Origin of the sequence: Marinibaculum pumilum, assembly GCF_042646425.1 — a bacterium.
GTDB lineage: Bacteria > Pseudomonadota > Alphaproteobacteria > Ferrovibrionales > Ferrovibrionaceae > Marinibaculum > Marinibaculum pumilum.
The window spans coordinates 183,338-192,032 of sequence record NZ_JBHRTR010000048.1 but is presented as its reverse complement, the minus strand read 5'-3'; the positions used below and the strand labels follow the sequence as shown (position 1 = coordinate 192,032).

Below are 8,695 nucleotides of genomic sequence, written 5' to 3'. Positions count from 1 at the left end.
GCGAGGCGTCTCGGTGGCGGTGCGCCCCTACTCCGCCGCCTGCTTCCCCGCCAGCGGCTCGGCGATCGGCTGCGCCTCTTCCTCCGGCACGATGGCACCCTTCTGCTCCACGATGCGGCCATAGGCCTGCGGCTCGCGGTTGGCGGCGAAGTCGAACATGGACTGCTTGTTGTGGCGGGCGAGGTCCAGGTCACAGCGGAAGGTGATCAGCTCGTCGGCGCGGGTGGAGGCCATGGCGACGATCTCGCCCGAGGGTGCCACGATGCACGACCCGCCGATGAAGTCGGAGCCTTCCTCCAGCCCCGCCTTGGCGACGCCGACCACCCAGGTGGAGTTCTGGTAGGCGCCGGACTGCATGCAGAGATGGTTGTGGAAGTCGGTCAGGTGGTCGTAGATCGGCTCCCAGGGGATGTTGGTCGGCGTGTTGTAGCCGAGCATGATCAGCTCCGCCCCCTGCAGGCCCAGCACCCGGTAGGTCTCCGGCCAGCGGCGGTCGTTGCAGATGCACATGCCCATCACGCCGCCCATCGTGCGCCAGGCGCCGAAGCCCAGATTGCCGGTCTCGAAATACCGCTTCTCCAGGTGCTGCAGTTCGAACTGCGAGCGGTTGTCGGCATGGCCCGGCAGGTGGATCTTGCGGTACTTGCCGATGATCCATGCCTGCCTGTCCACCAGGATGCAGGTGTTGAAGTCGCGGGTCTGACGAGATGGGGCGGCAGCAGCCCGCAGCGCGGGACCATCCGGCTCAACCTGGAGCTTGCCAAAAAAGATATCGAGTGCCTGGACTACGTGATCCTGCACGATCTCGCGCACTTCATCGTGCCCGCCACAGCGAAGGTTTCATTGGCCTGCTTGATCAACACATGCCGAATTGGCGGCAGGTGAAGAAGCACCTCAATGATCTGCCGCTCGCGCCGGTGGATTGACGGTACCGACGCTCACGGCGCACCAACGCCAACCCCGACCTGCGGCGCGATGCGGGCGCGGACTTCCTCATAGACCGCGACACCGGTTTCAACCCCAACCTCGAAGCTGATGGCGAGCGCGTAAGGAACTTCCTCTTTCAGTTCGCCGGCCGTGGCCCGGCACGAGACCCGGAGCAGAAGCTCGCCATTGTCGACGAACACGGCGGCCCGTTCGCCAGTGCGGCGCTCATGGAAGAGGCTGCCGCGGACAATGGTCTTGTCGGTCGGCTGGCAGGGGGCGCGCTTGTCAGCGATCCAGTATTTTTCGTCCGTGCCGGGGCTGATGTCGAGCGCCGCGCGGCGGTAGCCCTGATGGCGGGCGTTGATGGGCGTGAACCAGGCGAGCGTCGCGGTGAGCGCGCGGAAGGCGCGCTGGCCGTCAAGCCCGGCCGGGATCGGGATGCGGTAGAGGAGCGCGCTCTCAGCCGCGATCTTGCCAAAGCCGACCAGTGTCGCCCGGTTCTCAGCACAATCGAGCACCCGCTCAATATCGGGGACTCCGAAGCCGAGCAGGCGGGTAATGTCGTCGCGCCGAGCAACATGCTGGCCCGATCCCTGCGGCTGGAAAAAACCGTCGAGCATCTCGCCTTTTGGCCCCCAGGTCGCGCCGTGAACAAGAAGCGCTTTGAGCGCGAGCGCCTGATATTCCAGCGGCAGATCATCGTGGTTCGAGCCGCCGGCGCCATCCATCAGCGCATCGAATATCCGGTGGCCGCCGCGGGTCGCGAGGGCTGTGGCGACGCTGGTTCCGCAGGCGAAATCCTCATGTCGTGTGCTACCTCGAGGATCGGGTGCGGCTGCCTTTACGCCGAACAACCGTGCGGGCGTCACGACCGGTGCCACTGTGATGCTGCCACCCGAGCCGACCACACGCACAGGCATTCTGCCGCCGTCGAGAAGCAAATCGGGCTTTACCGCCTTCCGGTAGCCGAGGCCCATCGCCGATACCATGTTCGGCAGGCACTCATCCGTGAACGGGTCGATCAGGTTGGCGGGAAGGCCCCCGTTGAACACGGCGCTCTTGTGTGCGGCGCCAATGGTGAGAGCGTTCATCGCCTCGGCCGGGGAGAAGAGGGTGCGCTGGCTCTTGTTCGCGTTGAGAGCCGCGAGCACCGCCTTTTCCCGCTCCTCTGGGTCGGCGTCCTCGAACTCGCGCGAGGTTCCGTAATCGGGGATAACCAGCCGGTCGAGCACGTTCCCGGCGCTGACCAGAAACAGCACCCGGTAACGGTGCGCGAGGAAATCGAGCAGCCGCCCGAGCGGGCTCATGACGCGCGCGAAAGGACGCCAGCGATCACCAAGCGACAGGTTGATCAGGACAACGCCAGGCGCGGTCGCCGGCTCATCGCCGTCGCCCACCTTGATCCGCCGAACGGCGCGATGAATCACATCGACCAGCAGCCGGTCAGGAGGCGTCTGTTCGGAGTTTCCGCCATCCGGCTGCATCACGGGCTGGACCAGCAGCGGGCGCGGCAGCGGCGGCTCGCCGCGCGTCAGATCGCCGTGGATGATCAGCGAGGCCATCTCCGTGCCGTGCTCGCGGCGGTTGACGGGATAACTGGCCTCCAGATCATCCGGATCGTCCACAATAAGCCGGCCGGAGAGCCGGACGTGGTTCTGAATCGGCAGGCCGTCGAGCAAGGCAGCGATCGGATCACCTGCCGGAAGTGGCGCGGCGTCCGCATCCGGCGGCACGTCTTCGCCTTCCGGCTCTTCCTTTCGGGGATGCCGCGCAACCGATTGCGGTCGCAGGAACATGATCTCATCGACGCGCGCGAGCGCGATGTCCGGGTGATCGATCAGGTTCTGCCCCTGATCGGGCGGGATATCGACGAGTGCCCCGTCATAGCGGATTTCGGGGATAGTGGCGTGATGAACGACGGTGCCACCCATGCGTTCGACCTCAGCTGCCATCCGCGCAAAGGCCCGCGCGCGCTGATCTGCGTTCTCGTGGAACCAGAGCTCGATTTCAAATCGCACCGGCGCTTCCGGAGCGTAGCGAAGGGATTCCTGCCAGAATTCTATCGTCTCGGGCGGGACCCGGTCCTGTGGACCCCAGGGACGGACGTCGATCAGCAGCGAGAAGAGCTCGCGCCATTCCGACTTGCCGCGTGGCATGTTCTCGCCGCCCTGATAGCGGCGCCAGAGGCCAAGCAGTTCCTGCAAAGCCCGCACGTCCGGCATGGCGAGGTAGATGCGCCCGGAAATTGCCTTTTCCGGCTTCTTCGTGTCGTAGAAGTCGTCGCTTGGCGCGAACTCCTCTTCGTAATCGCCGAGGTACTCAAGGCCGAGAGCCTGCGCCTGCGCATAGAAGTCTTTGAGCTGACCGGCGACCTCGAACACGATGGCGCGCTCCGGCGCAATCGAAGCGGGATCGTCGCGGAATCCTATCAGCTCCTGCGGGTTGCCCGCGACCTGCATCAGCCGGCTAAAGCGGAGCGCAAGCCGCGCGCCCTGCCTGCCGCGTTGCGGCTTCGCGAGATTGCCGCCGCCGCGCGGGCCGGGCCTCGGATCGAAAGGTTCGGGATCAGGGAGCTTAAGAAGCGGGCGTTCCGGCATGATCGTCCTGTTCTTCCGTCATTGGACCGCGGACGCGGGACGCCCAGAGTTTAAGTTGCCGATTTGCGATCTCGGCCGGCGTCCGCTCGCCGGCGGCAAGCACCTGACGGCGAGCGACATCGAGGAAGAATTGCTCCGCCTCACTGAAGCTCACCTTGCCAAGCGTCTTTGCGATCTGCGCCGCGCCGACCCCGAGCTTGAGATCGCTGCGCTCGCTCAGCGTCGTCAGGTAGGAAGCGAGCTGCTTCTGCGTTGGCACCGGCAAGGGCAGGCGAAGCTGGAAGCGCCGCCACACAGCGCGATCAAGCAGTTCCGAATGGTTGGTCGCGGCGAGGATCACCACGTAGCTTGGCAGATCGTCGATCTGCATCAGCAGCGATGTGACCACCCGCTTGATTTCGCCGGTTTCGTGCGTATCGCCGCGTTCCTTGCCGACCGTGTCGAACTCGTCGAAGAACAGGACGCAGGGCGTTGTCCGGGCGTAATCGAAAACCCGCTTCATGCGGCTCGCCGTCTCGCCGAGGAAGCTGCCGATCATCGCTTCATATCGGACGACGAAGAACGGGACCGCGAGGCTCTCTGCCACAGCCTCTGCGAGGGAAGTCTTGCCGTTGCCGGGAGGCCCTACGAGCAGGGCGCTATGCCGTGGCTCAAGCGAATGCGAGCGCAGCAGGCTCGCGCGCTGCTGCTCTTCGATGAGCTGCTGCACGGCGAGCAGCGTCGTCTCCGGCAGGATCAGGTCCTCCAGGCGGCGACGCGGCGTGATCTCGGCGATGAAGTCGCGCGCACGTGAATTATGCTCGGAAAAGACCGTGTTCATCGTCGTGCTGCCGCCATGACCGTTTGCCGAGCGGTAGGCTTTTTCGATCCGATCGGCGACCACGTTGTGCTGCTTCGCCCGTTCCTCCGCCACAATCGCTTCCACCGTCTTTCTCAGCGCGAGTTTGTCGCCGCTGGCTCCTGACTTCACGAGGTTTATGAGGAGGTCACTGCGCGCCATCGCTGCCTCCTTTTCCGTTCCGGCGGCGCCCTCTTCGGTCGGCGAGTTCGGATTCGGGTATATCGATGCCGATGGCGCGCAGCCCGCGCAGCACGACAGTCCTGATATTCTCGCCCCGGTCGGCGCCCATCAGCGCGACCTGACGCCGAACGGCCTCCGGCACCATGACCTGGATCGGGACTTCCTTTTCGCCGGACGCGCGGTTCTCTCCAGCCCCGGACGAGCCCCGCGCCGGCTGTTTCCTGGTCCCCATGTTTATAGAACCTGCCGCCACTCAAATCATCCTGTCTTCATGACTTTATAAGATCATGACCTCCCAAGCAAAGCGAATGGGCAGCAGGTCAGCTCCCCAGCAGCTTTTCAACATCCTTTCGCTCTGCCCGCGGCAGGGCAAAATTGTCGCGTATCCGGTTGTAGGCATCGGTCAGGAAGGCAAGCTGTGCATCGCCGCTCCAGTCGCGCTGTTGCACCTGGATGATCGTTCGTTCCTTGCGTGCCGGGCTGGAGTAGGCAAGAAAATCTGCGGGCCACATGACCCCGCGGATGCCCACGAGACCTGCTTCCACTCTTCTGACAGGGGTCGCCCCAAGCCGGTCCAGCGCCTCCATGCCCGCGCGCAGAGCCTGCTCCCAACCCGTCAGCAGGCGATGAACGTTCAGGGTCGACTTCTCGTACTTCCAATCGTGAATCGCGGTTCCGTGCACGACCCAATATTCGCCGGTTTCATCGAACCACATGGCGACGTTCCGGCTTTCCGGCTCTCCGCTGGCATCTTCGCCTGTGAACCAGAGATAAACAAAGCCCTCTTCGCAAGGACCGAAATCGCCCGAGGACGTTCCTTGTGCGACGGGCATCACCTTTTCATCGTCCGGTCGCCGCGCAATATCGCTGACGGCAGGAATGTTGTTCTTCCAGCCGGCAGGAATAATTCGCAAATAGCCTCGCGGCACGGCGGGAAACGCTACATTCCGGTCGCCGCTCATACTGTCGTGCCAGGTCAGCTTCTCGCTTGCCGTCGCCCATATTGATGGGTTGTCCGGCTTCGCCGGAATGCTCGCGATCTGGGCCTCGGCGGCCTGTTCCTCTGTGTATTCCCGGAGGTTGGTGCTCAGGGCTCCGGCCAGGTCGCCGACGAGCCGTTCATATGCTTTGCGTTGCGCCGCCTTGTCAGCGCCCTCCGCGAGTTCATAGGTCAGGGCGCGGCGATGCCGGATGTCGAACGGCAGATCGTCAGGCTTGTAGCCGCTGGCTGTGTTAAGGACCGGGATGATCCGCCCCTCGCCGAGTTCGCTCAGCGCCCAGCCCAATTCGATCAGCACATTGGGGTTTGGCAGAGCCTTGCCGGCGGGAGTAGCGGCGACGGGCGTCAGGTCCGCCACAAACACTGCCGACCGCGAAATCTTCCTGAAGATGGTGTTGGTGATCTCGACCATCCCCGCCGTGTTCTTCGTGTCGTGGTCGAGCTCAGGGCGCTCTGCGTCCTCAAGGCCGAGTTCATCACCAGCACGTTCCACGGCTTCCGCAAGCGCCTTCCGAATGAAGTGCCGGTTGATCTTTGGCGCGTAGTCATTCTGCCAGGACCAAAAAATCTTCATTCAGTTTCCTCCCAAAGAAGGTCCAGTATCCCTCGCAAAGGTAGTATTACGCGCTCGTTCATACTTGCCCCCGACCAACCCGGCACCTACGCCGCCTTGCTTCCTTTACCTGATCCGGTCAGCCGAATCCGCCCCCGCTCGCCGGGATGGGCCGCAGTTTCCTTGTGCCGCCACATGAAGCCGATATCGAGACTCATGCCGAGAGCCTGCGCTGCCGTCACGATAGCCCGGCAGGCGCCGTTGGCATCCTGTCCCTGCACGGAAACGTCGATCTCCGGCAGGTGGCCGTAGCCTTCGTCTTCCTTGCGGCCCTTGACCATGTTGACTGGGCAAATTCGCTGAAGCTCATCGAAGCTGCCGACGCGCTGCATCGCACGCCGCAGCATTTCATCGAGCAGCGAATTCCAGTTGGGCTTTGTCAGCCGCTCCCCGTCGATTGCCGCATCCAGCAGCTTGGTGTGGGTCAGGCGGGGTAGAGCCCGCGCATCGATCTCCCGTTCGGGCGATCCGTCGTCGCTCGCGTCTGGCATCGGTTGTCCCGTTTGCTGTTCCAGGGCGTCGAGCGCCCGCAGGATCACCGATTCCGGCGTATCGACAAATGGCTTCGCGTGGCGCTGGAGGCGCTCGAACGCGGCTTGGCTTAGAGAAATATCAGGCATCGCCGCCCCCTTGTAGAAAAATACGAGAATATGAATATACGACATAATACGAAAATGCCAAACCCGGCTGATTGGTGTCGGGCGCGCCGCCCTGCGCCTGCGGCTTCAGGCGACCGGGCTGTCGTTAACCGAATCCGCTGCGGCGATTTCGGCCAGGGGGCTTCCATCCCTCGCGCGGATCAGGCGGCTTCTTTTCGCCCGTGTGGGTGAGTCGGCCCACGCCGCTTTGCGGCTTCGGGCCTGAGAGTCGCCTGTAGGGAACGGGCCTTCAGCCCGTGCAACCTTTTCTTTTTTCCTGGTCAGGGCTGCCGCCCTCTGCGGTCAAGGCCGAGTCCTTCGGGTGAAAACCGAAGGACCGTGTCCTCGCGATGCTGCGGACGGCACCATCCCTTCGCCTTTCAGCCTGGACCGCATTCAACCCGCTCATTGCCGCGGGGCCTAGTCCGGTTGCAGCAGCAGCTGCTGCGCAACCGTGAAACTAGGAGAAGAACCCATGAAAAGAGATGTTTACGAGAAAGTAACGGCGACCATTTACGCCGAATTGGAGCAGGGCGTGCGCCCGTGGATGAAGCAGTGGAACGGAGAGCATGCCGCCGGGCCGACGGTGAAGCGAAACTCCGTGCCCCCGTCGGTCGCGGAGAGGGCGTAGGTCTCCTCCACGGTCAGTCCCTCGTGCACGGGATCGATCATGCGGGTGGAGAAATAGTCGAACGGCTGCCAGTCGGTGACATGGTAGCGGAACGCCAGGTCGTCATGCGCGCAGACATAGAGCGAGCCGGGGCCGATCCGCCCCTCGGGACGGTCGACATCGACCGTGCGCATGCCCAGCCAGCGCAGCTTCCAGGCCGGCGAGGTGACCGTTTCCCACAGCACCGCAGGCGGCACCGGATATCTGTGCCGCAGGGTGAGGATGCCCTCCGCCTCCTCCAGGAAGGCGCGCGGCCGGGCGGCGCGGAACCCGTCCCAGGCGCGGGCGAGGTCGATGACCTTCATGGAGACCGCGCCGAAATGCTCGATCTCCTCGGCATAGGGGGTCATCGCCGCCTCGATCCCCATCGCCGCCACCGCGGCGTCGCTGAACAGCGCATAGCTGCGGATGCCGGTACCGGCCGCCACGTCGGTCTTCGCCATGCGGTGCACCAGGATCACGTCGGCGCCGGAAATGTCGCGCATCGGGCCGACCTGGATCTCCTTGAAGCTGCCGTAATGGGCGATGATCTTCAGGTCCAGATCCGCCACGTTGGCGCAGGCACGGCAGGTGCAGGAGATGTTGGCGATGATGTTCTGCCGGCGCAGCGCGAAGGTGTTGTAGAGGTTCTCGCAGAGCGCCAGGAACGATTCGCCGGAGGGGAAGCCGTCGCGGTCGCTATAGGCGAACATCGCGTCGCCCTCCATCTTCTAGAGGGTCAGCGGCGCCCCCACCTGCTCCACCAGCGCCGTCAGCAGGCTCGGGTTGGCATGTTCCTGTTCCGAGCTGGTCAGGAACGCCGTGTAACCGGAGATGTCGGCCATCAGTAGATAGCCGCTGTGCAGTGTCATCGCACCAGCCCCCTTGCCGTGCCCGCTCACTGTGCACCGACGATCTTCTCACAGGATGGCCGGCAGGGACACCGCGGGCGGCGACCAGCAGATCGGCGCGCTGATCGCGGAGGGCGCGCTGGACGCCCTCATCTTCTTCGTCGACCCGCTCTCGCCGCTGCCGCACGACGTGGACGTGAAGGCGCTCACCCGCCTCGCCACCGTCCACGATCTGCCGATGGCCTGCAGCCGCTCGACGGCGGACATCCTGATCGCGGCGCTGGCGGGGGGATAGGGACGGCGCCGCGAGATCGCCCCGCCCCCAGGCATCGGGTGGTGCCGTGGAATTGGCCGGGTGCCGCTCCATGTTCGTCATCCTCACCCTTGAGGCGAGGATCG

Annotated in this window: 10 protein-coding genes and 1 pseudogene; 3 read left to right on the top strand and 8 right to left on the bottom strand. The window is 64.3% G+C overall.

Annotated features, from left to right (window positions below):
* Window positions 1-27: 27 nt before the first annotated feature.
* The gene (locus ACFOGJ_RS25950; RefSeq protein WP_379906148.1) at window positions 28-801 is read right to left on the bottom strand and encodes a nitrilase-related carbon-nitrogen hydrolase; all 774 of its coding nucleotides are present in this window, start codon (window positions 799-801) and stop codon (window positions 28-30) included.
* Here ACFOGJ_RS25950 and ACFOGJ_RS25945 point away from each other — a divergent pair.
* Window positions 739-885: a YgjP-like metallopeptidase domain-containing protein gene (locus ACFOGJ_RS25945; protein ID WP_379906235.1), complete on the top strand. Its 147-nt coding sequence runs from the start codon at window positions 739-741 to the stop codon at window positions 883-885. The genes ACFOGJ_RS25950 and ACFOGJ_RS25945 overlap by 63 nt on opposite strands.
* A 53-nt stretch (window positions 886-938) precedes the next feature.
* On the opposite strand, the gene ACFOGJ_RS25940 is transcribed toward ACFOGJ_RS25945, so the two are convergent.
* From ACFOGJ_RS25940 to ACFOGJ_RS25920, 5 genes are all read right to left on the bottom strand, one after another.
* A complete protein-coding gene (locus ACFOGJ_RS25940; RefSeq protein WP_379906147.1) occupies window positions 939-3,524 on the bottom strand; it encodes a S8 family peptidase in 2,586 nt (861 codons plus the stop codon).
* Window positions 3,502-4,524, bottom strand: a complete 1,023-nt coding sequence (locus tag ACFOGJ_RS25935; protein WP_379906146.1) for an AAA family ATPase — start codon at window positions 4,522-4,524, stop codon at window positions 3,502-3,504. Before ACFOGJ_RS25935 ends, ACFOGJ_RS25940 begins: the two co-directional genes overlap by 23 nt.
* Window positions 4,511-4,798, bottom strand: coding sequence for a hypothetical protein (locus ACFOGJ_RS25930; protein WP_379906145.1), 288 nt, complete (start codon window positions 4,796-4,798; stop codon window positions 4,511-4,513). The genes ACFOGJ_RS25935 and ACFOGJ_RS25930 overlap by 14 nt, the downstream gene beginning before the upstream one ends.
* Window positions 4,799-4,865: 67 nt before the next feature.
* Window positions 4,866-6,119 carry a hypothetical protein gene (locus ACFOGJ_RS25925; protein ID WP_379906144.1) on the bottom strand — a complete coding sequence of 418 codons (1,254 nt, stop codon included), beginning with the start codon at window positions 6,117-6,119 and terminating at the stop codon, window positions 4,866-4,868.
* Between the two features lie 86 nt (window positions 6,120-6,205).
* Entirely contained in the window at window positions 6,206-6,823 is a 618-nt protein-coding gene (locus ACFOGJ_RS25920) for a T4SS efffector SepA family protein (protein ID WP_379906143.1), read from the bottom strand.
* A 448-nt stretch (window positions 6,824-7,271) separates the two neighbouring features.
* Between ACFOGJ_RS25920 and ACFOGJ_RS25915 the strand changes: the two are divergent.
* Window positions 7,272-7,340: pseudogene (locus tag ACFOGJ_RS25915) on the top strand (hypothetical protein); the annotation flags it as partial.
* Here ACFOGJ_RS25915 and ACFOGJ_RS25910 read toward each other — a convergent pair.
* Together ACFOGJ_RS25910 and ACFOGJ_RS25905 are read right to left on the bottom strand one after the other, a co-directional pair.
* Complete coding sequence (locus ACFOGJ_RS25910; protein WP_379906141.1) at window positions 7,310-8,173, bottom strand: DUF2652 domain-containing protein; 864 nt, start codon at window positions 8,171-8,173, stop codon at window positions 7,310-7,312. The pseudogene ACFOGJ_RS25915 and the gene ACFOGJ_RS25910 sit on opposite strands and share 31 nt — an antisense overlap.
* 3 nt (window positions 8,174-8,176) lie before the next feature.
* A complete protein-coding gene (locus tag ACFOGJ_RS25905) occupies window positions 8,177-8,317 on the bottom strand; it encodes a hypothetical protein (RefSeq protein WP_379906139.1) in 141 nt (46 codons plus the stop codon).
* Between the two features lie 55 nt (window positions 8,318-8,372).
* Here ACFOGJ_RS25905 and ACFOGJ_RS25900 point away from each other — a divergent pair, with 55 nt between their 5' ends.
* A complete protein-coding gene (locus tag ACFOGJ_RS25900) occupies window positions 8,373-8,591 on the top strand; it encodes a methylglyoxal synthase (RefSeq protein ID WP_379906137.1) in 219 nt (72 codons plus the stop codon).
* The last annotated feature ends 104 nt before the right edge of the window (window positions 8,592-8,695 follow it).